Here is a 23,949-nt window from a genome sequence, read left to right as displayed (position 1 = left end):
GTGGTCGTCGCTTGGCTGTGAAGCTTGATCAGCATGCCGATCTCCCGTCTCGCACCTCGTTCAAAACAGATCGTGCCATGAAAAGCGCGGATCGACGAGGGGCTATGTGATCATCCGGGACGGAACAACTAGTTAATAAATTCAAAAACCCCCCAAATAAGGACGTGGGTGAGGGAATCAATACGGCGTTCGAAGCGATGGAGAAGTTGAGACTCAAGAAGCCTGTTTTTTCTGAAACCGAGACCGGCCTCCTTGTGGAGTTAAGGCATGAAAGCCTAGCTTCGCCTGAGCAGCTTGTTCTGAGCTACTTGAACACCAATGAAGAGATTACCAACCAACAGGCGAGGGAAATTACAGGGATAAAGTCAGAAAACACGATGAAAAATGTGTTCTATCGGCTTCGGGACGCCGGTGAACTAGAGCAGGTGCCAAAGGTTTCTGGCAAGAAGCACGCATGGAGGCGCCCAAAAACACCGTGATTTAATCGAGGTCGCCTTCCCTACTCCCCCCGGACCCCCCGCAACCGCTTCACCTCTCCCCGCGCCTTCTTGGCCTTGAGCCGCCGCTCCGCGTTGCCCTTGGTGGGTAGGGTTGGGCACCACCCCCTACTCCCCCCGAGCCACATCCATCCGCTGGTGCAACACCCGGATCACCGTCACCGCCGCCGCGTCCTCGCGGAAGAACACCACGTGCGCGCCCGCCAAGGCCCGCCGCAGGCCCGGGGCGACCTCCGCCGCCGCGCATCGCCGGGCCGCCCCCCGGCACGGCGATATGCCCGCTCCCTGCGCATAGCGGACATTGGCGGCCGCCGTCGCGAATGTCAGCCTTCCGCTCGTCACCCATCCTGCGGGTGTCGCCTTTCGCCGTACGGTGAAGTCCCGGGGTGACTTTCGGCACCCGGCGGGACGGCGGGGGGGCGCCGGGCAAGGCGGGTGCGGGGCGGCACGTGTGTCCATGTTGGACGCACATTGCCGGCGCCGCCCGGATTTCTGTTCAAAACCCCGGGACACAATGTTCAAAATGGTCAATCCGTGGGTTCAGCCGGTGCCCATCCGGTCAAGATGCGCGCGCAGTTGCTCGGCCTCGTGGCGGGCCTCGCGCAGCCCGTCCATCGTCGCCTCCAGCTCGGCCTCCGCCTGGCTCAGCTGGTTGGTCAGTTCCGCCTCGCGCTGTTGCAGGTAAGTTATTGCCTGGTCACGTGTTTCCTCGGCTTCGTGGAGTTCCTGCGCCATCCGTTCCAGCTCCCCGACATCGGATTGCTGGACCCGGATGAAGCGGTGCACCAGCCAGTTGGCGAACCAGCCCAGGCAGAAGGCCACGAAGAGCACCACCGCGGTGGCCAGTATGAATTCAGTTCTGGTCATCGTCTTCCCCGTCCGCGGCCTGGGCCGTATCCTCTTGATCCTGGTCTTCTTCTGCCTTTCCCGGGTCTTCCCCGGGCTCCGCGGACTCCGCGTCGGCTTCGGCCTCTGGTCGGATCAGGCGGAACTCGATCCGGCGGTTCGCCTCGCGGCCCTCCTCGGTCTCGTTGTCGCCGATCGGCTCGCTCTCGCCGTAACCCTTCGCAACAAAAGAAGACGTGAGAACCCGCCGGGCCCGGAGCGCGTTCAGGACAGAGCGGGCCCGCGATTCGCTCAACCTTTGGTTCATCACTTCGCGCCCCTGGCTGTCAGTGTGGCCAGAGATCTCCATCCGGATCGGACCGCACTCCTTCAGGATGTCGGCAATTTCATCCATGATTTCAGCGCCGTCCGCACCGATCGTGTCCGATCCGGGATTGAAGGTGATCTTGTTGCCCTCCTGCGCCTCGGCAATGCGCGCCACGCATTCCTCGGGCGTCGGCTTCGCTGCCACCGGGTCCAGCCGCTCACGGTAGGTCACGTCGATATCGAACTGCGCCCCCTTGCCCAGCTTGTCCGACAAGAACCCCGAGATCTGCGCGCCGGCCCCCTCCTCGCCGGTACTGCCCGAAATCTGCAGGCTTTCCGGAGTCACCCGCACGACACCGTTGGAGAGATAGCGCAGGGCCTCGAGTCCGGTCAGCACCCGGATCGGCCAGTTCTCCGGCAGGCCCTCGGCGACACGGGCCTTCATGTGGATGGAGTCAGAGGAAAACCGGGCCTTGGCGAAACTCTCGACGGTTTCGCGGGCGCGCCTGCTTCCGATCCGGCCCCGCATCTGAACCAGTCCTTCGGGGGACAGCGTCGCAACGAATTCCGGTGTCTGGAAATCCTCTTCCTCCTCCGGTTCGGGCAACACCGCATGGAGGGCGAAAACCTCGGGCAACGCAGCCTCCAGCTCGCCGACCGTATCGTCGAAAAGCGTTTGCGGAATACCCGCGGCGGCCACCAGCGAGATATCCGCATCGGTGATCGTGACGGTGCCTGCCCCGAATCGGTCCAGTGCGCCGATGGAAAGTTCGGCCGCCTCGGCCCAACGGGGGGACGGCACCCCAAGGCCGATCAGGCAACTCGCCCCGGAGTCCAGACCGGCCCGTTCCGCAGCGGCCAGGATACGGTCGCGTGCGGCCTCCGTATCTGCCGAACACGCGTCGAACCGCGCCTGTCCCTCCTCGATCAGGAACCGAAGGGTGAAGGGCGTGATCACCGGCCGGGGCGCCGAGATGTCAAGCGAAAGGGCGATGTCCGCCGGGGCCAGCCGAGTAAGCTCTGTCTCCAGGGCACGCTTGTCGGCCATGCTCTGCGCCATGGCACGGACAACCACCCGGTCAGCATCCAGCGATATCTTTGTCCGCGGCAAGATCTCCAGCGCCTCGAGAGCAAACCCCACTGCCTCACGCCACCCGGCGGGCCGCGGATAGTCGGCTTCTTCCAGCAGGTCCGTTACCTCCGCCCCGTCGGCCGCCTCGGTGATTGCGGAATTCAGTGCCTCCCGGTCCATCGCGGCAGGCACCAACCCGATGAGTGATATGCCGCCATCGTTTCGAAGTATTTCCGCCGAAAATCTCGGGGGTGCGATCTTGTCTCGTTCCTCTACAAGCATCTGGTCGATCAGCCGGGCCGCGTCCACGACCTTGCCTGCCACGGATAGCGCCTTGAAACGGGCGGCTTCAGAAGGGGCGGTTCCGGCCAGGAAAACCTGAAGACCGTCAGCGTCCACCTCTGTCCACTCAAGGCCGGCATCCTCGAATTCGGCGCGTATGGCCAGCTTCGAGTTTTCCTCGACAACGGTCACGGCAAAGCCCGCCGCGACCCATGAAAGGACCGCCGCCGCAACGAATGTCGCCGCAATCGCGAAAATCGAGGAAAGCCTCATGTTGCGAGCCGATTGTTGTTTCTCCCCATCGGATGTTTAGGGGGCAAACCGGACATGCGCAATCAAGCCAGCAACGCGACGGCGAAAAACGGCAAGGGCAGGAGCCCCGCATCGCGATTGGAGCGGAACAGTGCCAGCAAGCCCGCATCGTCATCCGGGTTGAACCGCGTCAGTTGCCACTGCAGGTGCCATCCGAGCGCAATCGGCCCGGCGAGCGCAAGGAGCAGCGCAAGGGGTGATGCGCCAGCCCCCGCACCAATCACCGAAACCCCCATCAGCGATACGCTGACGACCAGGAAACGCCTGAGCCATCGCGGCGTGCGCGGACCGAACAGCCGCGCCGTTGACTTCACGCCGATCAGCGCATCGTCCTCGGCGTCCTGGTGGGCATAAACCGTGTCGTAAAACAGGGTCCACGCGATTCCAGCCATGTAGAGAACGACCGCCGGCCATTCCAACCGCCCGGAATGGGCCGTCCAGGCCAGCAATGCGCCCCAGTTGAAGGCAAGGCCCAGAAACACCTGCGGCCACCATGTGAAGCGTTTGGCGAACGGGTAGACGCAGACCGGCACAAGAGACACGATCCCCAGAGTGATCGCGGCGGTGTTGAAAGTCAGCAGGATGCAGAATGCCAGCACCGCCTGCATGCAGAGCCATGCGAGCGCCCGCGGCACAGGCACCTGTCCGGATGGAATCGGCCGCGACGCGGTGCGCGCCACACTGCCGTCGATGTGGCGGTCGGTGATGTCATTCCACGTGCAGCCTGCCCCGCGCATGAGGAAAGCGCCGATCGCGCATCCCGCGAAGATCCACATATCATGCCACACCGCCCGGCCGTCATGTAACATGGACAGCGTCAGCCCCCACCAGCACGGCAGAAGCAGAAGCCAGGTTCCGATCGGGCGATCGGCCCGTGAAAGCCGCAGATAGGGGCGCAACGACCGCGGCGCCATGCGGTCCACCCAGTTGTCGCGATAGGCATCGGCGACCCGGCCCCCAGCCTCTGGCGTCTGCTTGTCGGCGGTCATATGCTGCCCTCATGAAGAAAGCTAAGATCAGGCTCTGTGTAAATCAGGCATTGGGGGAAGGGCAAACCGTTCCCTTGTCGCGCGAGCAGGCGCATTATCTTTTCAGTGTCATGCGGCTCAGGGAAGGGGGGGCTGTGCTCGTCTTCAACGGACGCGATGGCGAGTGGCGGGCACGGGTGGTGCAGGCAGGTCGCCGCGACGGCCATCTGCAAGTGGAGCTGCGGACCGCCGACCAGCAGGATCCTCCCGATCTCTGGCTCCTCTTTGCCCCGATCAAGAAGGCACGCACGGATTTCATCGTGGAAAAGGCCACCGAGCTGGGTGCGGCCCGGATCCTCCCCGTGCAGACCGAGTTCACCAATGCCGAACGCGTCCGGCGGGATCGCCTCCAGGCTCACGCGGTGGAAGCCGCCGAACAATGCAACGGAACCTTTGTGCCGGAGGTCTGTGCCTTGCAGAAACTCGACAACCTGCTGTCCGCGTGGCCCGGGAATCGGCAACTCATGTTCTGTGACGAAGCGCTCGCAGGCCGCTCGTCCGCCCTCGCAGGCGGTCTCGCAAAGGCTCCTTGGGCCATCCTCATCGGGCCGGAGGGCGGCTTCTCCGACACCGAGCGTCTGCACCTTTCGCGGCTGCCCGTCTCTCACCCGGTTTCCCTTGGGCCGCGCATCCTCAGGGCAGATACCGCCGCCGTTGCCGCACTCACCGTCTGGCAACAGGCGTTAGGAGACTGGCAATGAGTTTTGTCCGCCCCGAGGCCCGGCAAGCGCTTTGGCGCTGGCGCGAGGTGATCTGGGCCTTGGTGCCCCTGGCTGTCGGGGGATGGTGGATGGCCGGTGCCGGCGGACTCCTGCCATGGGTGGGGAGCGTGATTTTTCTGGCGGGTGTGGCCTTTCTTGTCGCGGGCATACAGCGCGGACGGTTCAGGATTGGCAAGGGCGGCCCGGGCGTGGTGCAGGTGACAGAAGGCCAGATCGCCTATTTCGGCCCTCATACCGGCGGTGCCGTCGCGCTGACCGAGCTTTCCGCGGTGGAGCTGGTATCGTTTTCGGGCACACGCTGGTGGGCGCTGCATCAGCCCGGCCGGGCGGTCCTGCATATTCCCTCGAACGCGGAGGGAGCGGAGGCACTGTTCGACGTGTTCGCACATCTTCCGGGTATCCGCACCGAACACATGCTTGCGCAGATGCGGCTCGAGACCTCCCGGCCTGCCACAGTATGGCAGCGGGACGGCCCCCACCGCATTGACACTTTCCGAGATTGAAGCCACTTCTGGCATCCGCGCATGGCGCGGTGTTGCAGGAGATCCAAGAAATGTCCATTCCCCAGTCCGGCGGCAGCCCGATAGAGCATCACGAACAGCTCGCCGGGTATCTGGAAAGCGGATGCAAGCCGCAGGATGCATGGCGCATCGGCACCGAGCACGAGAAATTCGGCTATTGCAAGGACACCCTCAAGCCGATCCCTTATGCCGGGGACCGCAGCGTCCTGGCGGTTCTGGAAGGCTTGCGCGACGGGCACGGCTGGTCGCCTCTGGAAGAGGATGGCAATCTGATCGGGCTGGAAAAGGACGGCGCCAATGTCAGCCTCGAACCGGGCGGGCAACTCGAACTCAGCGGCGCACCGCTCGAGAACATTCACGAAACCTGCGACGAGGTGAATGCACATCTGGCGGATGTAAAGGACATCGCCGACAAGGTCGGTGTCGGCTTCATCGGCCTCGGGGCTGCACCGGTCTGGCGGCACGAGGACATGCCGTTGATGCCCAAGGGCCGGTACAAGCTCATGGATGCCTACATGCAGGAGGTGGGCACGATGGGCACGGCCATGATGCGCCGCACCTGCACCGTTCAGGTCAACCTCGATTTCGGATCCGAGGCCGACATGGTGCAAAAGCTCCGTGTCGCCCTGGCATTGCAGCCGGTCGCGACAGCGCTCTTCGCGAATTCCCCCTTCTTCGAGGGCAAGCCAAATGGCCACAAGTCGTGGCGCAGCCGGATCTGGCGGGATCTGGACCCCGACCGAACCGGCATGCTGCCCTTTGTATTCGAAGATGGATTCGGATTCGAGGCCTATGCGGACTACGCGCTCGATGTGCCGATGTACTTCGTGCACCGTGACGGCGAATACATAGACGCGCTCGGCCAGTCCTTCCGCGATTTCATGAAGGGCGAACTGCCTGCCCTGCCAGGTGAGAAGCCCCTCCTGTCGGACTGGGCTGATCACCTGACCACGATCTTCCCCGAAGCGAGGATCAAGAAGTTCATGGAAATGCGCGGCGCTGATGGCGGCCCGTGGCGCCGGCTTTGCGCTTTGCCGGCATTCTGGGTCGGATTGATGTATGATCAATCAAGTCTGGATACGGCATGGGACATGGTGAAGGACTGGGATGCGGAAACACGGGAGGAATTGCGGATCGCCGCGAGCCGCGACGCCATTCACGCGAAGGTGCGCGGGATCGGACTGCGCGACATCGCGCGTGAGATCCTAGACATCGCAGAGGCCGGTCTCAAGGCCCGCGGGCGCAGCGGCGGCGGCGGCATGATCCCCGACGAGACCCACTTTCTGAATACCTTGCGGGAGAGCGTGGAAAGCGGCACTGTACCGGCCGATGAACTACTTTCGCGGTATCATGGCGATTGGGGTGGTGACCTGAGCCGCATCTACGATGAATACTCCTATTGACCGCGACAGTAATGGCCCGGTCCGCCGCTGACGGGCCGAACATTGCCCGACGCTGCATTCCGAACCGGGGGCTTGCCATGCTCGACGACGCCGACGATATCCACCCGCTGTTCCGGGGTGCCCCGCGTGGCACCGAATTCCGAAAGCTGCGCAAGCGGCTGGTCCGGCAGGCACGGGAGGCGATCGAGCAATACGGCATGATCGAGCGCGGCGCCCGGTGGCTGGTGTGTCTGTCAGGAGGCAAGGACAGTTACACTCTCCTTGCGGTGCTGCATGAACTCCAATGGCGCGGGCTCCTGCCGGTGGACCTGCTGGCCTGCAATCTGGATCAGGGCCAACCGGGATTTCCCGCCACGGTGCTGCCCGAGTTCCTGAAGGATCGCGGCGTCGCGCACCGGATCGAGTATCAGGATACCTATTCGGTGGTCGTGGACAAGGTGCCCCGGGGACGGACCTTTTGCGCGCTGTGCTCACGGCTGCGGCGTGGCCATCTCTACCGTATCGCGCGCGAGGAGGGGTGCAGCGCGGTTGTGCTGGGTCATCATCGAGACGATATTCTCGAAACTTTCTTCATGAATCTCTTTCACGGTGGCCGCCTTGCCACGATGCCCCCCAAGCTTGTCAACGAGGAAGGTGATCTGTTTGTGTACCGCCCTCTCGCCCATGTAGCCGAGGCCGATTGCGACCGTTTCGCCCGGGAGATGGCATACCCGATCATTCCGTGTGATCTCTGCGGCTCCCAGGACGGCCTGCAACGCCAGCAGGTGAAGGCCATCCTCGACCAATGGGAGGCCAACAGCCCCGGTCGACGCCAAATCATGTTCCGGGCCCTGATGAACGCGCGGCCGTCCCATCTGCTGGACCCTGAGCTTTTTGATTTCCTGGGACTATCCCGTGAGTCATTAAAAGTAGAAGAAAGTCCCGGCCCCGAAAAGGCTGCGCGTTAAAGGCGTGTTGAACCGCGGTAGCTAGCGTTTCCCGGCAAAGACGGGAGCCCGCGCCATGTTACAGCGCCTCACAAACGTCATGTCCGGCCTGCGCGGGCGCCTTCGCGCGGTGCTTGCCGACCCGACACTTCTGGCCGTGTTGCCGGCTCTGGTTCTCGCTGCCTTCTGGCTGGGTGGTGAGGACCTGGTCCTTGCCATCGCGCTGGCCTTCCCGCTCGTGCTGTCGTTGACAGGACTGCGGGGCGTCCTGCCCGCAGCACGGCGGGCTCCGCGCAGGCAGGATCGTCGACAAGATATCGAACTCATCCTCGACGAGGCTCTGCAGGACACCGGGTACGGCGGGCGCAAGACGGCTTGCTTCGTACTCGGTCTGGATGACTTCGACACAATCCTGGATCGGCACGGTCAGACGGCGGCGGAAGACGTGATCGAGCAATCGGCCCAACGATTGCGCACCATGATGCGAGAGCGCGACAATCTGCGCAACCTGGACAACGGACAGTTCGGCGTGGCTCTCGCAGCTGTCCGTCGCTTTGATCTGGCCGACGCCGCCAACCTGGCCAGACGCCTGCAGACCGCGGTGGAGGAGCCGGTTGCGCTTGGTGCCACCACGATCCATGTCTCGGCGTCGATAGGATTTTGTCTTTCAGGCAGCCTTGCACCGCGCAACGGCGCAGCGTTCCTTTCGGCCGCAACCATCGCCCTCAACGAAGCCATGAGGCACGGACCATCGGCGCTGCGGGCCTATTCGCCCGACATGCAGGGGCAGGTGCCCTGCCCTGGCGCCCTGTCCGGGGAAGCCAGCCAAGCCCTTGAGGAAGGGCAGTTCCACCCTTGGTTCCAGCCGCAGCTTTCGACCGACACGGGCCGTGTCACGGGTTTCGAGGCCCTGGCACGCTGGCACCACCCCCGGCGCGGCATGGTCCCACCAAGCGAGTTTCTGCCGGCGCTGGAACAGTGCGGTGGCATGGAACGCCTTTCCGAAATCATGCTCTGTCATGCACTCCGGGCACTGCGCGCCTGGGATCGCAAAGGTTTCGACATCCCCCATGTAGGGGTGAATTTCGCGCCGGAGGAACTGCGAAATCCCGCGCTTGTCGACAGGGTCGGGTTTGAGCTGGACCGATTCGAACTGACGCCGGGACGGCTTTCGATCGAGGTGCTGGAAACCGTCATAGCGACCTCGTCCGACGACGTGGTGGTGCGCAATATCTCGGGGCTGGCCGATATGGGCTGCCTGATAGATCTGGACGATTTCGGCACCGGCCATGCCTCGATCTCCTCGATCCGCAGGATGGCCGTGCAACGGCTCAAGATTGACCGGTCCTTCGTCATCAAGGTGGACAGGGATCCCGAACAGCAGCGCATGGTGTCCGCGATCCTGCTGATGGCCGAAAGGCTGGGTCTGGACACATTGGCGGAAGGGGTCGAGACGGCTGGAGAACATGCCATGCTGGCGCAGCTGGGCTGTGGACACGTACAGGGCTTCGGCATTGCCCGCCCGATGCCCGTGGACCAGACGTCCGACTGGGTGGAGGCCCATTGCGCACGCCTTCACACGCCCCCCGTGATAGGGCGGCAAACCGGCTGAAACGCCCTGCTCTGCCGCGGTTTCCGGGGAATCCCCTTGACCTTTGGAGCCGCACTCTGTTGAACGCCGGGAACTGTCAACACACGGGTAGGCCACCGGCGATGGACGATCAGAACAAGAACCTCATCCTTGCGACCGCGCTCAGTTTCATCGTGATCCTGGTATGGTTCGTGATGTTTCCGCCACCTGAACCCGTCACGACAGGACCCGATGGCGAAGTCACCGAGACAGATCGAACCGCCACAGGCGCCGAGACCGGAAACCTCGATACCGCCGCCGGACCGGTCGCCGCGCCGGGAGAAGAGCCCGCAGGGCCCGATCCCGCGGGCGCCGATACCGCCGACGCACCGCGTATCGAGGTATCAACCCCCAGTCTCAGAGGATCCATTTCCTTGCAGGGCGGCCGGATTGATCGCCTGTTTCTCAAGAAATACCGGAATTCCCTCGAGCCCGACTCGGGCATGGTTGAACTGCTCTCTCCGGTCGGCAACCCGACACCCTACTATGCCCTGTATGGCTGGGCGCCCGGTGCCGGACTGACACTGGACCAGGTGCCCGGCGCCAACACGATCTGGAGCTTGGAAAGCGGCGATACCCTGACTCCCGGCAATCCGGTCACCCTGAAATGGGAGAACGAGGCGGGACTCGTTTTCCGGCGGGTACTTTCGGTGGACGAGGATTTCATGTTCACCGTCACGCAGTCGGTGGAGAATTCGAGTTCCGAACCTCGCACACTGGCGCCTTACGGAATCCTTGCCCGCCACGGTGAACCGCAGGGCCTCAAGAATTTCTTCATCCTGCACGAAGGTCTGGTCGCCATGGCTGATGGCGAGCTTGTTGAAACGGATTATTCGGATATCGCGGATCTCGAGTTCAACGAGCGCGAGGGTGCCCGTGCCGAGGTCACGCAAGTTACCGAAAATGGCTGGACCGGCTTCACCGACCATTATTGGATGACCACGCTGATCCCCGCGGGCGGCACGCCGTTCAAATCGGTTGTGAAGTTTGATCCGCGCCGTGAAATCTACCAGACCGAGACGGTGCTGCCGACACGCACCATTGCCCCAGGTGAACAGACCACGGCGCGCACGCGGCTCTTCGCGGGCGCCAAGGAATGGGACACGATCCGCAACTACCAGAACGAGGATGGCGTGGACCGCTTTCTCGATTCGATTGACTGGGGCTGGTTCTTCTTTCTGACCAAACCGATTTTCGCGGTACTGCACTGGTTGAATGTCTGGCTTGCCGGGGTGGGGCTTACCGGCTCGATGGGGTGGGCGATCATCGGTCTGACGCTTCTGATCAAGGCGCTTCTGCTGCCCCTGGCCTACAAGTCGTACGTCTCGATGGCCAAGATGAAGGAACTGCAGCCGCAGATGGAGCAGATCAAGGAAGCGGCTGGCGACGACAAGCAGAAGCTCCAGAAGGAGATGATGGAGCTCTACAAGAAGGAAAAGGTCAATCCAGCCTCGGGCTGCCTGCCGATCCTGCTGCAGATCCCGATCTTCTTCTCGCTCTACAAGGTCATCTTCGTGACGCTGGAACTGCGTCACGCCCCCTGGGTCGGATGGATCCGCGACCTTTCGGCGCCCGATCCGTCCTCGATCCTGAACCTGTTTGGCCTGCTGCCCTGGGGCGCCCCGGAACCGGGATCCATCGTGGCGATATTCAGCCTGGGCATCCTGCCGATCCTGTTGGGCATATCCATGTGGCTCCAGCAGAAGCTGAACCCCACACCCACCGACCCCACGCAGAGAATGATCTTTGCCTGGATGCCGTGGGTGTTCATGTTCATGCTGGGCACGTTTGCCAGCGGCCTGGTCATTTACTGGATCGCCAACAATACGATCACCTTTGCGCAACAATACCTGATCATGCGTAGTCAGGGCTATAAGCCCGATGTCTTTGGCAACATAAAGGCCGGCTTCCAGCGACAGCGCGAGAAACAGCAGACGGACGACAAGAAATGAGCCGCGTTCGTGCCCTCTGGCGCCACCCGATCAAGGGGCACGGGCGCGAGACGCTGGACACCGTTTCACTGACCGAAGGGCAGACCATGCCCTGGGATCGCCGTTGGGCCGTCTCGCACGAGGCGGCCCGCCTTGACGACTGTGGGTGGGCCCCGTCGGTCAACTTCTCGCGCGGGTCCAAGGTCGCCTCTCTGATGGCGATCAGCGCGCGATCTGATGAGGCTGGTGGCACTGTCACCCTCAGACATCCGGACCTGCCGGACCTGACCTTCGATCCCGATCGTGATCATCGTGCATTCCTTGAGTGGGTTCGCCCGATCATGCCCTCCGACAGGGCGCAATCCTTCGCGATCCACCGTGTCGAGGGGCGCGGCATGACCGATACCGATTACCCGTCCGTGAGTCTGATCAACCTTGCTTCCAACGCCGATCTTTCCCGACGCGCCAAGGTTGAGGTGTCACCGGTCCGCTGGCGCTGCAATATTCATGTCGATGGTTTCGCGCCATGGCAGGAATTCGAATGGATCGGCCGAGTGCTTAGGCTGGGCACTGCCGAAATTACCGTCCGGGAACCGATCCTGCGATGTCTTGCCACCACCGCCAATCCAGAATCGGGCGAGCGGGATGTCGACACGCTGAAGGCGTTGAACACCCATTTCGGACATCAGGACTTTGGCGTTTATGCCGAAGTCACCAGATCTGGGCGCATCGCGGTCGGAGACCCGGTCGAGGTGCACTGATGCCTTTGCCCTTCCCAGTTGCAGCGGTTCCCGGCCCGGACGAGGCAGAGGCGGGCCGCAAGCTTTTTGCCGGTCCGGTCGAGTTCCTGAAGGGTGTTGTCGCGATGTCCGGCCTGCCGCCGGCGGACAGGCCGGAGGTCTGCTTCGCGGGGCGGTCAAATGTCGGCAAGTCATCACTGATCAACGCGTTGACGAACCGAAAGGCTTTGGCGCGCACGTCGAACACACCGGGACGCACGCAGGAGATCAACTACTTCACGCTTGGCGAAAGTCATTACCTTGTGGATCTTCCGGGCTATGGCTTTGCGAATGCGCCGGTGCCTGTTGTCGAGAAATGGCAAGCGCTTCTCAAATCCTACCTTTCCGGGCGCCAGACACTGCGCCGCGCCTTCGTCCTGATAGATGCGCGCCACGGCATCAAGCCTGTGGATGAAGAGATCATGCAGCTTTTGGACGGTGCCGCCGTTACCTTCCAGTGCGTCCTGACAAAGGCCGACAAGATCAAGCCGCGCGACACCGAAGGCCTTCTGTCACAGGTCCGCGGCCGCCTCGCATCCCATCCGGCCGCCTACCCCGAACTGATCCTGACTTCGAGCGAGAAGGCCGAGGGCCTGTCAACCCTGCGCTCTGGCGTCGCCACACTGGATTGAGCCTCCAGCCCCTCTTGCACAGCGCATAGGATACGGGGATAACCCGGCAAGCGAGGGAAACGTGATGAAGAAACAGGCCATGAACCGCGACTGGATCGCCACCGCACGCACACTATCGGAGGCATTGCCCTACCTGCAGCGTTATGATGGTGCCGTCGTGGTGATCAAATTCGGCGGACACGCGATGGGTGATGATGCCGCAATGGAGACCTTTGCGCGTGATGTCGTCCTGATGCAACAGGTTGGCGTCAACCCTGTGATCGTGCACGGCGGCGGACCGATGATAAACGAGATGCTGGCCAAGCTCGATATCCGATCGGATTTCGTGGATGGCAAGCGCGTCACCGACGCCGACACCATGAAGGTTGTGGAAATGGTTCTGTCCGGGTTCGTGAACAAACGGATCGTTCAAGCCATCAACGCGCAGGGTGGCAGGGCGGTCGGCTTGTCGGGCAAGGATGCCGGGCTTATCACCTGTGAAGCTGCCGACCCCGCTCTCGGCCTTGTCGGTACGCCCGACGAGATCAACCCCGCAATACTGCACACTCTGTTTGCCGACGATCTCATACCCGTGATTGCCCCTCTCGGGGCGGGGCGCAAGGGGCAGACATTCAATATAAACGGCGATACCGCCGCCGGTGCAATCGCTGCTGCGCTGACTGCGGATCGTCTGTTGCTGCTGACCGATGTGGATGGCGTGCGCGGCATTGACGGAGAGGTGGTGACTGAACTGACCGCGGACCAGATTCGCGAGATGACCAAGAATGGCACTATCGCCGGTGGCATGATTCCGAAGACGGAAACCGCGCTTGCGGCCATTGAGGGCGGAGTTCGGGCGGTGGTCATTCTGGATGGGCGGGCGCCCAATGCCACGCTTCTGGAACTTTACACTGAGCATGGCGCCGGATCGCTCATCCGTGCGGGCTAAACCCGAGAAAGGCGATCATGGAATGACACTTGGATTGCAATGGCAGGACGGACGTCCAGAGCGGCTCGGTTGGTCGCCAGGTCTGCCGTTTTTCCACGAATGACACTGGAGGACGTGCAAAGTATCGCCGGGCCGCAGCACCTCGCGGTTCTTGGCGGGGTGGTGGAAGGTGCGCCCGACGGGATCGGAACCCTGCTCCTTCTGGGGCCGGCGGAACCGGGGTTTTGGGCCCATTTCACCGCCCAGCCCGAATACCTCGACGGTTTGGCGGATCCGCTTGACCGATGGTCGGAGCGCATCATCGGTGGTATCGCCGAATCAATGAACGCAAGGGCCTACTTTCCGTTCGGCGGGCCGCCCTGGCATCCTTTCGTAAGCTGGGCGTTGGCAAGTGGGCGGGCGCATCTTTCGCCAGTCGGCCTTCTGGTCCACGACCGTGCGGGTTTGATGGTCTCCTATCGCGGTGCGATCGGGTTCAAGGAAACGCTCGCGCTGCCGGATGCCGGGCCGAACCCTTGTGACACATGCGCGACGCAACCGTGCCGCAGCGCCTGCCCGGTGGATGCCTTCGGGGACGACGGATACGATGTGGCAGCTTGCAAGACAGATCTGGACCAACCAAAAAACGATTGTATGTCAAAAGGTTGCGCTGTGCGCCGGGCTTGTCCGCTAAGCCGTCGTCATGGCAGGCTGGAGGAACAATCAGCGTTTCACATGAGGGCATTCAAATGAAACGGATAATCCTGATGCGGCACGCGAAATCAAGCTGGGACAACCCGGCGCTGAGCGATCATGCAAGGCCACTGAACGGGCGCGGGCGGATCTCGGCCAATGCTGTAGGGGAATGGCTGCGGACCAAAGGTTATATTCCGGAACATGTACTCAGCTCTTCGGCGGCACGCACTCGCGAAACCTTTGCGCGGATGGGAATTTTTTGCGACGCGGAATTCCGGGACGGGCTGTATCATGCAGGGCCGGCCGATCTGCTGGAAACCCTGCGTCGTGCAAGGGGCAACTGCGTACTGATTCTGGGTCACAATCCGGGGATCGCGGAATTCGCAGATATTATGCTGTCGCAGCAACCAAAACACCCAAGATTTGGAGATTTCCCCACCGCTGCAACACTGGTGGCCGACGTCCCTGTGACCGATTGGGCCGATCTTACCCCCGGAACCGGGCACCCGGTAGACTTTACCGTCCCGCGGGATCTGACAGGATAAGGATTGAACATTCCGAAGGTCTTGAAGAGGACCGTTGAAGGAAGATCCCGGGGATGGCGGAAAGTCGTGCCCATCATTGCCAATCCGGTGCCACGCAGCCGGCTTCGGGGCCCGGTGGAAGGCCGGAACGCGTGTTTGGTTGCCCTCGCGCCCTCCCGGGCCTTACGATAGCGGAAAACGGAGGCGCCTCGTGCAGGTCTCAAGCAATCTCCGCCCACGTGAGTGGGTGGTCGCCATTTTCACCGGCGGGTACGTTCTGGCCTTCACGGCATGGTTCCTGATTGGCGGGAACCACGAATTTATCGTCTACGTGATCACCATGCTCGCGCTCATCGCGCTGGTCGGGCGGAGCCTCCGATCAGCGGAGTACCCGGTTTCGATGCTCTGGGCGCTGTCCGTATGGGGGCTGTTGCACATGGCCGGCGGCGGCGTGCCGGTGGACGGGGCGGTGTTGTACTCACTTCAGGTCTTGCCGATCACGCCGGCCGACGGGGACATGAGACTGCTCAAGTATGATCAGATCGTCCATGCCTACGGATTTGGTGTGACTGCCTGGGTCCTTTGGCACCTGCTGACACGGCACTTTCCGCAACTGAGAGACACCATGACGAGCCTGTTTTATCCCGCCTTCGGCGCCATGGGACTTGGCACGGTCAACGAGATCATCGAGTTCATCGCCGTGCTGTCCGTTTCCGAGACGAATGTCGGAGGCTATGTAAACACGGCCCTCGATCTGGTTTTCAACGCGCTTGGCGCGGCCGTCGCGATGACGGTCGTGGCGGTGTGGAGCCGGCTTCGGGCCCGTCGTGACGCCCGTTGAGCAAACTTGGGCGCATTGCGGCGCCCGACAATTGGCCCTTGCGCGCCCGGCGCCCTAGATTGCAGTCGATGGGAGCGCCACTCTACATAGGATCGGAGATCTATCGCGGGTCAAGCTACGGGCCGCGGCATCCGTTGAGCATTCCCCGGGTCCCGACCGCGACCGACCTTTGCAGCGCCATGGGCTGGCTGCCGCGCGGACAGTTCCACAACAGCCCGCGCGCCCGGCCGGCCGCCCTGACCGCGTTCCACACCCCGGGCTATATTGCCGCCCTGCAGGCGGCCGAGGCGGCGGGGCATGTCAATGACGCAACACGCTTGCGTCATGGGCTGGGCACATTGTCGAACCCCGTTTTCACCGAAATGTTCCGCCGCCCGGCGACAGCGGCGGGCGGGTCAATTCTGGCGGCGGACCTGCTGGCCGATGGGGGTATCGTCTTCAACCCCGGGGGCGGAACCCACCACGGACAAGCCGACCATGCGAGCGGTTTTTGCTATCTCAACGATCCGGTGCTCGCGATCAGGGCGCTGCAGGCCAGGGGGCTGCACCGCATTGCCTATGTCGATATCGACGCGCATCACTGCGACGGGGTGGAGGCCGCGCTTCACGGCGTCGAGGGCGCACTTCTGATTTCCACCCACGAAGAAGGGCGCTGGCCTTTCACCGGGGCGCTGGAGGATCGGGCGGGCGGTGTGGCGGTCAACCTGCCGTTGCCGCGCGGCGCCCATGACGGGGATTTTGCACTGGCCCTGCACGAGGTGATCCTGCCCTGCGTGGCCGCACACCGGCCCGAGGCCGTGATCCTCCAATGCGGGGCGGATGCGGTGGCCGAAGATCCCCTCGCCCGGCTTTCGCTGTCCAACAATGCCCATTGGCAGGCGGTGGCGCTGCTCAGGACGCTGACACCGCGGTTTCTGGTGCTGGGCGGCGGCGGATACAACCCGTGGACGGTCGGACGGCTCTGGGCCGGAGTCTGGGCAGTGCTGAACGGCCACGAGATTCCCAACCGCCTGCCACCGCCGGCGCGCAGGATTCTGGACGGGCTGACCTGGACCCGGCAGCGCGGGGAAAGGCCTCCGCACCTGGTCGAGACGTTGCGCGATATCCCGCGCGACGGCCCGCCGAATGACACGATGCGTACTCGTGTGAACCACCTGCGGAACCGTCGGAAGCTGTGGGTGTGAGCGGCCGTGGCGGACGGCTTGTACGGTCAATTTGAAACGTTAAGGCCGGGGTAACACCTGATCTGGTACCACTTGTGACGGGTGAGAAAAGGTGGATGAGATGAGCGCGCATGGAAATGCGGCGCCAGTCATCATCAAGAGGAAAAAAACGGCCGCGCCTGAGGCGCATCACGGTGGCGCCTGGAAGGTGGCCTACGCCGATTTCGTGACCGCCATGATGGCGTTCTTCCTTTTGATGTGGCTGCTGAACGCGACAACCGAAAAGCAACGCAAGGGTCTGGCGGATTACTTCAGCCCCTCGGTGCCGATCAATCGTATATCGGGGGGTGGCGACGGCGATTTCGGCGGTGAAAACGTCTTTTCCGAAGACACTTTGCCGAAAGACGGCACCGGCGCGACCGCGTTGCGGCCCACGGAATCGGATCGGGCGCGGGGCGAGACCGGCGTATCGCGCGACGAGGAGGCTCTCGAGAAGGTCAGGCAGGCACTCGAATCGGCGCTGAACGGACAGGGCGGTGAAAGCATGGCAATGCGCAACCTGCGCCGTCACGTGATCACCCGTCTGACCGACGAGGGACTGGTGATCGAGATCTTCGATCTCAGGGGGCGCCCCCTGTTCGAGCCCGGAGAGGCAGCGCCGACCGAGACGCTCAGGGCGCTGTCCGGGATGATCGGCGGGGTGACGAAGCTGGTCAGCAACCCGGCGGCCGTGGAGGCGCACGCGCGCGCGCGCCCCGTCGTGCTCAAGGTCAATGCCGTCTGGGATCTGTCCACGGCGAGGGCGCACCGATTCCGGCGTTTGCTGGAGGATGGCGGCCTGGAGCCGGCCCGCGTTCACCGGGTCACCGGGCATGCCGACCGGGATCCGGTGGTGGACGATCGCATGGCGATCAGGAACAACAGGCTGGAGGTGGTACTGCTGCGAAGCGACGGCCGCGGGAAATAGACCGGATTTTATTTGTTAGCGCGCCATTAAGCGCGGGGGCCTAGACCTGTCATCGACAAATCCAGTCGATGCAGCAGAAAGGCGTATCCATGTCCATATCCTCCTCCCTGAATGCCGGTGTCGCGGGGCTCGGCGCGAATGCAACGCGGCTTGCAGCCATCTCGGACAATATCGCCAATTCGGCGACCTTCGGCTACAAGCGTGTCGAAACCGATTTCCAGTCCCTGGTGATCGGCTCGAACGGCGGCAATTACTCCGCCGGCGGCGTGCGCTCCACCACGCAGCGCAATATCGACCAGCACGGATCGCTCGTCACCACGTCCAACGCCACTGACCTGGCGGTGCGGGGCCGCGGCATGCTGCCGGTCGCGCGCAGTAGCGAGGTGGGGGTCGGCAATGGCGCCGGGCAGATGATGCTGACGACGACGGGATCCTTCCGCACCGATGCCGAAGGCGTATTGAAGACCGGGTCCGGCCTGGTCCTGCTGGGCTGGCCGGCGGGCCCGGACGGCACCGTCCCGACCTTCCCGCGCGACACCAGCGACGGGCTGGAGCCGGTACGTATCAACGTCAACCAGCAGACCGGCGAACCAACCACCCAGATCAGCCTCGGGGTGAACCTTCCCGCCACGGAAACCGGGGCCGCCTCGAGCGGCGATCCCCAGCAGCTTTCGGTGGAATATTTCGACAATCTCGGAAAATCCGAGAATATCCTGGTGGAGTTCACTCCGACGATCCCGGGCACCGGGTCCTCGAACGAATGGACGATGACCTTCAAGGACTCCGCGCAAGGCAACGCGGTGATCGGGGATTACACGCTGACCTTTGACGCGTCCCGCGCCTCGGGCGGCACACTGCTCAACGTCACGACCAACTCGGGCGGCGCCTATGATCCGGCAACCGGCAAGATAATTACAACGGTTGCCGGCGGCCCGATGGAAATCGACATCGGCCAGACCGGCGCCCTCGACGGGCTGACCCAGCTGTCCGACAGCTTTGCACCGCTTTCGATCTCCAAGGACGGGTCGCCTGTGGGCAACATGACCGCGGTGGAGGTGGACGAGAATGGCTTCGTTCACGCATCCTTCGACACCGGGATCACGCGAATTGTCTACCAGGTGCCGCTGGTGGACTTGCCGAACCCCAACGGGATGGTCGCCTTCGACAACCAGACCTACCTGCCCTCACCGGCGAGCGGTTCGTTCTTCCTCTGGGACGCGGGTGACGGGCCGACCGGCGATGTCGTCTCGTTCGCACGCGAGGAAAGCGCCACCGACGTGGCAGAGGAGCTGACCAACATGATCCAGACTCAGCGCGCCTACTCCTCGAACGCCAAGGTGATCCAGACTGTGGACGAGATGCTGCAGGAAACCACCAACATCAAACGCTGAGGCCCGGTGCCCAAGCGAGCCCGTGAGCCCTCTGAAGGAAAGGCTGCCGCATGAGTATCACAAGTGCCCTCTCCAGCGCCCTGAGCGGGCTGAGCGCCCAGTCACGCGCCGCCGAGGTCGTCGCCTCGAATCTGGCCAACCTGACCACCGAGGGCTATGCCCGCCGTGACATCGAGCTGACGGCGGCCGGGCAGGACTTCGGCGGCGGCGTCCGCATCTCCAACGTCACGCGTCACGTAGATAGCGGGGTGCTGGCCGACCGGAGACTCGCCGACAGCAGCCTTGCCGGGGCTGAAACCCGGGCCGGATTCCTTGAAGGCGTGCAGCGCACGGTCGGCTCCCCCGACGCGAGCGGTTCCCTGTCAGCGCGGCTCGCGGCCTTCGAGGCAAGCCTTGTCATCGCCGCCGCCCGCCCCGAGGACGGCACCCGCCTGCAAGCGGTGGCACTGCGCGCTTCGGAACTTGCCGACGCCTTCAACACCGCCTCCGACGACATTCAGGCACGTCGCATGGCCGCCGACGCCGGGATCGAGACCGCCGTCAGCACCATCAACACGGCCCTGGAACAGATCGGCACTCTCAACGCGCGGATCGCGACGGCAACGCACAAGGGCCAGGACACCGCCACGCTGGAGCACGACAGGCAGCGCCGGATCGACAGTATTACCCCGTTTCTGCCCCTGCGTGAAATACCACGCGAGAACGGGACGATCGCCCTCATGACCCCGGGCGGCGCGGTGCTCTTGGATGGAACTGTTGCAAAGCTCGACTTCACCCGCGCCAACATGGTCACACCCGAAACGACACTGGGCGCCGGTGGCCTCTCGGGGCTGACGATAAACGGCCGCAATGTCCCCCCATCCGGACCGGGCAGTCCGCTGGGCGATGGCCGGCTCGTGGCCCTGTTCGAGTTGCGCGACAGCACGGCCACCACGGCGCAGGCCGGCCTGGACGCGCTGGCCCGGGACGTGACCGAAAGGCTGCAGGCGCCGGGACTTGATCCGACAACAGGACCGGGCGCAGCGGGATTGTTCACCGATGGCGCCACTGCATTTACCGCAGCCGACGAAACCGGAATCGCCGGGCGCATGGCCCTGAACCCGGCAATAAATCCGCAGGATGGCACCACGTTGCACCGGCTGCGCGACGGCCTTGGCGCCGCATCACCCGGCCCGTCGGGAGATGCGTCATTGCTCAACGCGGTAACCGATGCCCTCACCGCGAGGCGGGTGCCGGCCTCGGGGCCCTTTGCCGGGCAGGCTCATTCACTTGCGGATCATGCCGCGGCGTTCGCCTCAAGGCTGGGACAAGACGCGCGGGCGGCCGATGCCGAGCTGAGTTTCACCGCCACGCAGCGCGGTGAACTTCAGACGATGCTTTTGCGCGACGGTGTGGATTCGGATGCCGAAACCAGCCGCCTTCTTGTGATCGAGCAGGCATACGGCGCCAATGCCCGGATGATCCAGACCCTCGACGAAATGATGCAAACCCTTCTGAGGATCTGACCCATGAGCCTGCACTCCATCGGCGACCTGGCACAGTCTTTCGTGCTCCAGCGCCAGAACACCGAACTGAAATCTCAGATGGCGCGGCTCAGCGCCGAGCTGTCCAGCGGCCGCACCGAAAATGTGACCGACCATCTGGCGGGAAACTTTGGCCATCTCGCGGATATCGAGCACGATCTGGTGCTGCTCGATGCTCGCCGCGACACCGCCGCCGAGGCCCGCACCTTCACCACCGCCATGCAAACGGCGCTGGAACGGGTCCAGGATCTTGCCGGAGGCCTTGGCGAGAGCGCGGTGCTAACCACCGCGGCCCCCGGTGACATAAGCCTCGACGTGACCGCCAGGCACGCCCGCGGCAATCTCGAAAGCATCGTCTCGGCGCTGAACACCGATGTGGCGGGCCGATCCCTCTTCGCCGGCGCAACCGTCGAGTCCGCGGCCCTGGAGCCGGCGGATACACTGCTCACGGCCGCCCGCGCCGCCGTCGCGGGAGAAACCGGCGCGGCGGGCGTGGAAGCGGCGCTTCAGGCGTTCTTCGACGATGCCGGTGGCGGCTTCGAAACCCTTGTCTATCAGGGCGCTAACACCAATCTCGCGCCCTATCGTCTGGGCGACGGTGCATCTGTGGAACTGTCGCTGCGGGCCGATGCGCAGGCACTGCGCGACACCCTGCGCCATACCGTGGCCACCGCCCTTGCCGGCGACGAAACTCTTGCCCTTTCGCAGGAGGCCCGACGGACACTGGTCCAACGGGCCGGAGAGGGGCTGCTGACGGCGGCCGAGGGGCTGACCGGCTTGCGCGCCGGACTGGGCTTTACCGAGGCGCGCATCGACCAGTCCGAAAGCCGGATCGCCGCCGAGCTGACCAGCCTTGAATTCGCCCGGTCCGAACTTCTGGCTGTCGACCCGTTCGAGACCGCCACGCAACTGGAGCAGGTGCAGTTCCAGCTCGAGACACTCTATACCCTGACCGCGCGCTCGGCGCGCCTCAACCTGGTGAATTTCCTGTCATGATCCCGATACGCGCCCTTGGCGGGCTGATCCTGTCGTTTTGCCTTGCCGCCGCTCCGCTCCATGCCGGCCCGATACGAATTAAAGATCTGGTCGAATTCGATGGCGTGCGCGGCAATGACCTGGTCGGTTACGGCCTTGTCGCCGGCCTCGACGGTACCGGCGACGGGTTACGCAACGCACCATTCACCGAAGAAATCATGTCGAACATACTCGAGCGTCTGGGTGTCAACGTGACTGGTGAAGAGTTCCGTCCCAAGAACGTGGCCGCAGTTCTGGTGACCGCAGTGTTGCCACCCTTTGCCCGCGCCGGCGGACGCATTGACGTGACCGTGTCAGCCATCGGTGATGCCGACAGCCTGCTCGGCGGCACCCTGGTGATGACCCCGCTCAACGCCGCGGACGGGCAGATCTACGCGGTGGCACAGGGCACGATCATTGCCGGCGGCGCCGCCGCCCGCGGCGAGGCCGCGACCGTCGTGCAGGGAGTTCCCACCGCGGGGGTGATTCCCGCCGGCGCCCGGGTCGAGCGGGAGACCGGTTTCGATCTGGCGGCGCTGGACACCCTTCGCCTGGCGCTGCGAGAACCTGATTTCACCACGGCCCGGAGAATCGAGGCACGGATAAACAACGCGTTCGACCGACAAGTGGCGTTGATGCTGGATTCAGGAACCGTGCGTCTGAATGTCCAGAAGACGGGCATGCCGTCACCGGCTCATGCTCTGGCGCAGGTCGAAAACATCCTGGTGGAGCCCGAACGCAAGGCCCGGGTCGTGGTCGACCAACGTTCCGGAACCATCGTGATGGGACAGGAAGTGCGGATCTCGCGCATTGCCGTCTCACAGGGCAATCTCACGCTGCGCGTGCAGGAACGCCCCATGGTGATCCAGCCCAACCCCTTCGCCGAAGGCGAAACGGTGGTGGTTCCGCGAACCGACGCCGGAATCGAGGAGGAAGAGGGGACTGGCCTGGCCGAGGTTCCTCCCGGCACGACCCTGTCGGAGGTCATCGCCGGATTGAACGCGCTCGGAGTTTCACCGCGGGACATGATCGACATCCTCAAGACCATCAAGGCGGCCGGTGCACTGCACGCCGAGTTCGTGGTGCGCTGAGCCCGGCGGCGCCCGAGCCGTCCCGATGTCGCAAGCCGATAATCCCGGAGACAATACCGCGGGGGGGCACCCGACCTCGCAGGGCCGTCAGGATCGGACGATATCTTGAAGACTGGGCCATCCGTTGTCCGCCCGAGGGATGACATTGGCCGCGGCACACAACGCGCCCCGATGTGACGTGTTCCCGCTCGTGGCCACTCTCAGAAGTAGCCACGGACCAGACTGCCCGCCACCAGGGTCCAACCGTCCGCGATCACGAAGAAGGCCAGCTTGAATGGCAGGGAAACGATCGCCGGCGGCACCATCATCATGCCCATCGACATGAGTACCGCAGCGACCACGAGGTCGATGATCAGGAACGGCAGAAAAATCAGAAACCCGACCTCGAAGGCGCGGGCGATCTCGGAGAGCAGGAAACTGGGCACCAGCACGGAAAGCGGGGAGTCCGGCACCGGAGCAACGCCCGCGCCCTGCGCCGCGTCGTCAGGACGCAGCGCGGCCATCGCCGCGAATGTGTCCGGATCGACACGCCCGGCCATGAAGCTGCGGAACGGCACCAACGCCTCCCCGAGCGCCGCCTCGACACCGATCCTTTCCTGCAGCAGCGGGTCGATACCCCGCTCCCATGCGGTCGTGAAAACCGGCTCCATGACGAAATAGGTCAGGAACAGTGCCAGACTCACGATCAGCATGTTGGGTGGCGACTGCTGCAGCCCGATGCCCTGCCGCAGGATGGCCAGGACCGTTACGATGAATGGGAAGCACGTGATCATGATCGCGAGCCCCGGCGCGAGACTCAGCACCGTGATCAGTGCGATGAGCTGAAGACTGCGCGCGGTGAGCGACGCATCCTCCCCCAGGGAGATCGAGATGTCCTGCGCCACGGCCGGTCCGGCGGCGACCATGGCAAGAAGGCCGGTCGTCGCCGCGCCGGCGACCATCGCG

24 protein-coding genes are annotated in these 23,949 nt (G+C 63.6%); 19 read left to right on the top strand and 5 right to left on the bottom strand.

Annotated features, from left to right (window positions below):
- The first annotated feature begins 164 nt into the window (after positions 1–164).
- Positions 165–479 (top strand): hypothetical protein, encoded by a 315-nt coding sequence (locus DQW77_RS12905; RefSeq protein ID WP_181711265.1) that lies wholly within the window; start codon positions 165–167, stop codon positions 477–479.
- A gap of 126 nt (positions 480–605) precedes the next feature.
- Here DQW77_RS12905 and DQW77_RS12895 read toward each other — a convergent pair whose 3' ends face one another.
- From DQW77_RS12895 to ubiA, 4 genes are all read right to left on the bottom strand, one after another.
- Positions 606–839, bottom strand: a complete 234-nt coding sequence (locus tag DQW77_RS12895; RefSeq protein WP_220124964.1) for a type II toxin-antitoxin system RelE/ParE family toxin — start codon at positions 837–839, stop codon at positions 606–608.
- Between the two features lie 198 nt (positions 840–1,037).
- Positions 1,038–1,364, bottom strand: coding sequence for a hypothetical protein (locus tag DQW77_RS12890; RefSeq protein ID WP_113258641.1), 327 nt, complete (start codon positions 1,362–1,364; stop codon positions 1,038–1,040).
- On the bottom strand, positions 1,351–3,276 hold the full coding sequence (locus DQW77_RS12885; protein ID WP_113258640.1) for an OmpA family protein: 1,926 nt from the start codon (positions 3,274–3,276) through the stop codon (positions 1,351–1,353). The genes DQW77_RS12890 and DQW77_RS12885 overlap by 14 nt, the downstream gene beginning before the upstream one ends.
- Before the next feature lie 62 nt (positions 3,277–3,338).
- Complete coding sequence (ubiA, locus tag DQW77_RS12880; protein ID WP_113258639.1) at positions 3,339–4,304, bottom strand: 4-hydroxybenzoate octaprenyltransferase; 966 nt, start codon at positions 4,302–4,304, stop codon at positions 3,339–3,341.
- 11 nt (positions 4,305–4,315) lie between these two features.
- Between ubiA and DQW77_RS12875 the strand changes: the two genes are divergently transcribed.
- The 18 genes from DQW77_RS12875 (at position 4,316) to DQW77_RS12785 (ending at position 23,004) form a co-directional block, all read left to right on the top strand.
- Positions 4,316–5,044: a 16S rRNA (uracil(1498)-N(3))-methyltransferase gene (locus DQW77_RS12875; RefSeq protein WP_113258638.1), complete on the top strand. Its 729-nt coding sequence runs from the start codon at positions 4,316–4,318 to the stop codon at positions 5,042–5,044.
- The gene (locus tag DQW77_RS12870) at positions 5,041–5,568 is read left to right on the top strand and encodes a hypothetical protein (protein ID WP_113258637.1); all 528 of its coding nucleotides are present in this window, start codon (positions 5,041–5,043) and stop codon (positions 5,566–5,568) included. The genes DQW77_RS12875 and DQW77_RS12870 overlap by 4 nt, the downstream gene beginning before the upstream one ends.
- A 50-nt stretch (positions 5,569–5,618) precedes the next feature.
- Complete coding sequence (locus DQW77_RS12865; protein WP_113258648.1) at positions 5,619–6,989, top strand: glutamate--cysteine ligase; 1,371 nt, start codon at positions 5,619–5,621, stop codon at positions 6,987–6,989.
- A 77-nt stretch (positions 6,990–7,066) separates the two neighbouring features.
- Entirely contained in the window at positions 7,067–7,936 is an 870-nt protein-coding gene (ttcA, locus tag DQW77_RS12860) for a tRNA 2-thiocytidine(32) synthetase TtcA (RefSeq protein WP_113258647.1), read from the top strand.
- A 55-nt stretch (positions 7,937–7,991) separates the two neighbouring features.
- Complete coding sequence (locus tag DQW77_RS12855; RefSeq protein ID WP_113258636.1) at positions 7,992–9,527, top strand: bifunctional diguanylate cyclase/phosphodiesterase; 1,536 nt, start codon at positions 7,992–7,994, stop codon at positions 9,525–9,527.
- 101 nt (positions 9,528–9,628) lie between these two features.
- Positions 9,629–11,497, top strand: a complete 1,869-nt coding sequence (gene yidC, locus DQW77_RS12850; RefSeq protein ID WP_113258635.1) for a membrane protein insertase YidC — start codon at positions 9,629–9,631, stop codon at positions 11,495–11,497.
- Positions 11,494–12,237 carry an MOSC domain-containing protein gene (locus DQW77_RS12845; protein WP_113258634.1) on the top strand — a complete coding sequence of 248 codons (744 nt, stop codon included), beginning with the start codon at positions 11,494–11,496 and terminating at the stop codon, positions 12,235–12,237. The genes yidC and DQW77_RS12845 overlap by 4 nt, the downstream gene beginning before the upstream one ends.
- A complete protein-coding gene (gene yihA / locus DQW77_RS12840) occupies positions 12,237–12,887 on the top strand; it encodes a ribosome biogenesis GTP-binding protein YihA/YsxC (protein WP_113258633.1) in 651 nt (216 codons plus the stop codon). The genes DQW77_RS12845 and yihA overlap by 1 nt, the downstream gene beginning before the upstream one ends.
- Before the next feature lie 64 nt (positions 12,888–12,951).
- Entirely contained in the window at positions 12,952–13,815 is an 864-nt protein-coding gene (gene argB, locus DQW77_RS12835; protein ID WP_113258632.1) for an acetylglutamate kinase, read from the top strand.
- Positions 13,816–13,914: 99 nt separating this feature from the next.
- Positions 13,915–14,547 carry a ferredoxin gene (locus DQW77_RS12825; protein ID WP_113258631.1) on the top strand — a complete coding sequence of 211 codons (633 nt, stop codon included), beginning with the start codon at positions 13,915–13,917 and terminating at the stop codon, positions 14,545–14,547.
- The gene (locus tag DQW77_RS12820) at positions 14,544–15,035 is read left to right on the top strand and encodes a histidine phosphatase family protein (RefSeq protein ID WP_113258630.1); all 492 of its coding nucleotides are present in this window, start codon (positions 14,544–14,546) and stop codon (positions 15,033–15,035) included. The genes DQW77_RS12825 and DQW77_RS12820 overlap by 4 nt, the downstream gene beginning before the upstream one ends.
- Before the next feature lie 190 nt (positions 15,036–15,225).
- Positions 15,226–15,855 carry a DUF2238 domain-containing protein gene (locus DQW77_RS12815; RefSeq protein ID WP_113258629.1) on the top strand — a complete coding sequence of 210 codons (630 nt, stop codon included), beginning with the start codon at positions 15,226–15,228 and terminating at the stop codon, positions 15,853–15,855.
- A gap of 68 nt (positions 15,856–15,923) precedes the next feature.
- Positions 15,924–17,039, top strand: a complete 1,116-nt coding sequence (locus DQW77_RS12810) for an acetoin utilization protein AcuC (protein WP_113258628.1) — start codon at positions 15,924–15,926, stop codon at positions 17,037–17,039.
- Between the two features lie 100 nt (positions 17,040–17,139).
- Positions 17,140–17,985 carry a flagellar motor protein MotB gene (locus DQW77_RS12805; protein WP_113258627.1) on the top strand — a complete coding sequence of 282 codons (846 nt, stop codon included), beginning with the start codon at positions 17,140–17,142 and terminating at the stop codon, positions 17,983–17,985.
- An 89-nt stretch (positions 17,986–18,074) separates the two neighbouring features.
- Positions 18,075–19,376 carry a flagellar hook protein FlgE gene (locus DQW77_RS12800; protein ID WP_258523855.1) on the top strand — a complete coding sequence of 434 codons (1,302 nt, stop codon included), beginning with the start codon at positions 18,075–18,077 and terminating at the stop codon, positions 19,374–19,376.
- Positions 19,377–19,426: 50 nt separating this feature from the next.
- Positions 19,427–20,881, top strand: a complete 1,455-nt coding sequence (gene flgK, locus DQW77_RS12795; protein WP_113258625.1) for a flagellar hook-associated protein FlgK — start codon at positions 19,427–19,429, stop codon at positions 20,879–20,881.
- A gap of 3 nt (positions 20,882–20,884) precedes the next feature.
- On the top strand, positions 20,885–21,895 hold the full coding sequence (locus DQW77_RS12790) for a flagellin (protein ID WP_113258624.1): 1,011 nt from the start codon (positions 20,885–20,887) through the stop codon (positions 21,893–21,895).
- Positions 21,892–23,004 carry a flagellar basal body P-ring protein FlgI gene (locus DQW77_RS12785; protein WP_113258623.1) on the top strand — a complete coding sequence of 371 codons (1,113 nt, stop codon included), beginning with the start codon at positions 21,892–21,894 and terminating at the stop codon, positions 23,002–23,004. Before DQW77_RS12790 ends, DQW77_RS12785 begins: the two co-directional genes overlap by 4 nt.
- Positions 23,005–23,204: 200 nt before the next feature.
- On the opposite strand, the gene fliP is transcribed toward DQW77_RS12785, so the two are convergent.
- Complete coding sequence (gene fliP, locus DQW77_RS12780; protein ID WP_113258646.1) at positions 23,205–23,945, bottom strand: flagellar type III secretion system pore protein FliP; 741 nt, start codon at positions 23,943–23,945, stop codon at positions 23,205–23,207.
- Positions 23,946–23,949 lie beyond the last annotated feature (4 nt).

The sequence above is a fragment of the Roseovarius sp. TE539 genome, from assembly GCF_003298505.1.
GTDB lineage: Bacteria > Pseudomonadota > Alphaproteobacteria > Rhodobacterales > Rhodobacteraceae > Roseovarius.
The sequence above is the reverse complement of the archived record's forward strand: the minus strand, read 5'-3'. Positions and strand labels throughout refer to the sequence as shown.

Bases quoted from the DNA above. Each gene is read 5' to 3' on its own strand.
- DQW77_RS12890 (WP_113258641.1), bottom strand. From the start codon at position 1,364: ATGACCAGAACTGAATTCATACTGGCCACCGCGGTGGTGCTCTTCGTG.
- DQW77_RS12885 (WP_113258640.1), bottom strand. From the start codon at position 3,276: ATGAGGCTTTCCTCGATTTTCGCGATTGCGGCGACATTCGTTGCGGCG.
- ubiA (WP_113258639.1), bottom strand. From the start codon at position 4,304: ATGACCGCCGACAAGCAGACGCCAGAGGCTGGGGGCCGGGTCGCCGAT.
- DQW77_RS12875 (WP_113258638.1), top strand. From the start codon at position 4,316: ATGAAGAAAGCTAAGATCAGGCTCTGTGTAAATCAGGCATTGGGGGAA.
- DQW77_RS12870 (WP_113258637.1), top strand. From the start codon at position 5,041: ATGAGTTTTGTCCGCCCCGAGGCCCGGCAAGCGCTTTGGCGCTGGCGC.
- DQW77_RS12865 (WP_113258648.1), top strand. From the start codon at position 5,619: ATGTCCATTCCCCAGTCCGGCGGCAGCCCGATAGAGCATCACGAACAG.
- ttcA (WP_113258647.1), top strand. From the start codon at position 7,067: ATGCTCGACGACGCCGACGATATCCACCCGCTGTTCCGGGGTGCCCCG.
- DQW77_RS12855 (WP_113258636.1), top strand. From the start codon at position 7,992: ATGTTACAGCGCCTCACAAACGTCATGTCCGGCCTGCGCGGGCGCCTT.
- yidC (WP_113258635.1), top strand. From the start codon at position 9,629: ATGGACGATCAGAACAAGAACCTCATCCTTGCGACCGCGCTCAGTTTC.
- DQW77_RS12845 (WP_113258634.1), top strand. From the start codon at position 11,494: ATGAGCCGCGTTCGTGCCCTCTGGCGCCACCCGATCAAGGGGCACGGG.
- yihA (WP_113258633.1), top strand. From the start codon at position 12,237: ATGCCTTTGCCCTTCCCAGTTGCAGCGGTTCCCGGCCCGGACGAGGCA.
- argB (WP_113258632.1), top strand. From the start codon at position 12,952: ATGAAGAAACAGGCCATGAACCGCGACTGGATCGCCACCGCACGCACA.
- DQW77_RS12825 (WP_113258631.1), top strand. From the start codon at position 13,915: ATGACACTGGAGGACGTGCAAAGTATCGCCGGGCCGCAGCACCTCGCG.
- DQW77_RS12820 (WP_113258630.1), top strand. From the start codon at position 14,544: ATGAAACGGATAATCCTGATGCGGCACGCGAAATCAAGCTGGGACAAC.
- DQW77_RS12810 (WP_113258628.1), top strand. From the start codon at position 15,924: ATGGGAGCGCCACTCTACATAGGATCGGAGATCTATCGCGGGTCAAGC.
- DQW77_RS12805 (WP_113258627.1), top strand. From the start codon at position 17,140: ATGAGCGCGCATGGAAATGCGGCGCCAGTCATCATCAAGAGGAAAAAA.
- DQW77_RS12800 (WP_258523855.1), top strand. From the start codon at position 18,075: ATGTCCATATCCTCCTCCCTGAATGCCGGTGTCGCGGGGCTCGGCGCG.
- flgK (WP_113258625.1), top strand. From the start codon at position 19,427: ATGAGTATCACAAGTGCCCTCTCCAGCGCCCTGAGCGGGCTGAGCGCC.
- DQW77_RS12790 (WP_113258624.1), top strand. From the start codon at position 20,885: ATGAGCCTGCACTCCATCGGCGACCTGGCACAGTCTTTCGTGCTCCAG.
- DQW77_RS12785 (WP_113258623.1), top strand. From the start codon at position 21,892: ATGATCCCGATACGCGCCCTTGGCGGGCTGATCCTGTCGTTTTGCCTT.
- fliP (WP_113258646.1), bottom strand. From the start codon at position 23,945: ATGGTCGCCGGCGCGGCGACGACCGGCCTTCTTGCCATGGTCGCCGCC.